Source organism: Specibacter sp. AOP5-B1-6, assembly GCF_052376555.1.
Lineage (GTDB): Bacteria > Actinomycetota > Actinomycetes > Actinomycetales > Micrococcaceae > Specibacter.
In genome coordinates this window covers 1-1,448 of record NZ_JBQSVT010000102.1, presented here as the reverse complement: position 1 = coordinate 1,448, position 1,448 = coordinate 1, and the positions used below count along the sequence as shown (strand labels likewise).

Annotated in this window: 1 protein-coding gene; it reads right to left on the bottom strand. The window is 59.7% G+C overall.

Annotation, left to right across the window (positions count from 1 at the left end):
• Positions 1–6: 6 nt before the first annotated feature.
• Complete coding sequence (locus ACT3TS_RS19625) at positions 7–1,314, bottom strand: ISL3 family transposase (RefSeq protein WP_444533209.1); 1,308 nt, start codon at positions 1,312–1,314, stop codon at positions 7–9.
• Positions 1,315–1,448: the final 134 nt, after the last annotated feature.

Genomic DNA, 1,448 nt, shown 5'->3' with positions numbered 1-1,448 from the left:
GGCTCTTCAGAATTGAGAGTGTAGTTTCGGTCTGAAGCCGCCGGATTCCAGCAGTGATCTGGCGACGTAGTTGGTGAGGTTGCGGAAGCCAAGGGCGGATCCTCGGAGGTGTTCCAATCTTCCATTAATTGCTTCAGTTGGGCCGTTAGAAGTTCCCGGACGGTCGAAGTACGCGAGGACGTCAGTTGCCCTGCGTTTGAGTGTTCGGCCCATCTTTTTCAGTTCTTTCAGAGCTGCAGGGACCCCGCTGCTGAGGGAATCAATGAGGGCTTGCATGAGCTTCTTACCTTGCGCCGGGTCTTCTGCCCGGTAGGCGGCGATCATGCGTTGATAGGCGCCCCACGTAGCTTCGACTTCGACATGTTTCTCCTCGGCGAAGAGATCAGCGATTCGCTTTTGTTGTTTCTCGGTCAGCAATCCATCACCGGTATGCAGCGTCAGCCGGGCTTTGTAGAGCGGATCCCCGGCCCGTCCCCGATGCCCACACGTGGCCTGCTGCACCCGGCGACGGCAGTCATCGAGCGCGTCGCCGGCAAGACGGACGACATGGAATGGATCCATCACCGCAACAGCGGCAGGCAACTCTTCGGCGGCAGCGCTTTTGAACCCGGAGAACCCGTCCATGGCCACGACTTCCACCCCGTCACGCCAAGCTTGAGGGCGTTCCTTCAACCAGGTAGCGAAGACCTGTTTGGAACGGCCCTCAACCATATCCAGCAGCCTAGAGGGGCCCTTTTTGTCGCGGACCGGGGTGAGGTCGATGATGACGGTGACGTACTTGTCTCCATGCCTGGTGTGGCGCCACACATGCTCATCAACACCGATGATCTTCACTCCGTCGAAGCGTGTGGCGTCATTGATCAGCACCCGCCGTCCTTCGGCCAACACGGCCTTGTTCGCGGTATTCCAGGACACGCCCAGCCCCTCGGCGACGCGAGCGACGGTGAGGTGCTGGCACACGATGCCTTCCAACGCCCACACCAGGCCGCGACGAGAAAGCTTTGACCGTGGTTCGGCTGCCTGGGTGGTGTCTTGCCGCCAGACATGACCGCACCCGGTACACCGATAGCGGCGGATCCGGACCAGCAACGTCGTCGGCCGCCAGCCGAAGGGTTCATGGCCGAGTTCCCGGGTCACTGTGTCCCGCGGGACACCTTCGCCGCCACACTTACGGCACCATTGATCCGTGGCCACCACTCGACAGGCAATCACAGCACGATCAGGAGCAAGGAACTGCCCGGTCGCTTCCAGACCAAGCCCGTCAAGGCGGCAGAAAGTAGTCAGGTCAGGGCATTGAAGAGTAGCGTTGAACACGAGGGCCTTGCTGTAGAAAAATCTGGATCTAGACAATCTGATTCTCTACCAAGGCCCTCACCTATACCGAAACGAGTTCCTCGCCCGGATTCATCACTGACCAACCCCACCTACACCCTGCATTCGGAAGAGCC